This window comes from Pandoraea sp. PE-S2R-1 (genome assembly GCF_002179865.1).
Classification (GTDB): Bacteria; Pseudomonadota; Gammaproteobacteria; order Burkholderiales; family Burkholderiaceae; genus Pandoraea.
Genome location: NZ_NGUR01000061.1, coordinates 1 through 496, shown reverse-complemented (window position 1 = coordinate 496; position 496 = coordinate 1). Strand labels below are relative to the sequence as shown.

The window sequence follows — 496 nt, the reverse complement described above, 5'->3', positions numbered from 1 at the left end:
CCGGAAACTCCACCCAGTGATGGCCGGGTTCGCGCGGCACGTGACCGAACGCGCGAAAGCGCAACGACCCGCAATGGAACAGGTATTCCCAGCGGTCGCCGAGATACATCGACGTGACGAGTTGCGCGTTGACGCGGTTGTGGCCCGGCCCCTCGGCTACCTGCACGCGCTCCAGACGAATGACCGCCTGCGCGTCCTGCCCCGGTGCGAGCGGGTCGCGTGCACGGGCTTGCAGCGCAAAGCCGTCGCCCGCGAGCGTGACGAGATCGCCGTCAACGGCGCTCACCGTGGCGTCGATCCGGTTGTTGCTGCCCATGAATTCCGCCGTGTAGAGCGAGCGCGGCGAGCCGTAGAGTTCAGCGGGCGTGCCTTCCTGTTCGATGCGTCCGTTGCGCAACAGCAGGATGCGATCCGACATCGCCATGGCTTCGGTCTGATCGTGCGTGACGCACAGGGCGGAGAGCCCCAGCGAGACGATCAGCTCGCGCAGCCAGGC

At 67.1% G+C, this 496-nt stretch carries 1 pseudogene; it reads right to left on the bottom strand.

What is annotated here, in order from left to right:
• Positions 1–496 (bottom strand): annotated as a pseudogene (locus tag CDV44_RS27035) (ABC transporter ATP-binding protein); the annotation flags it as partial.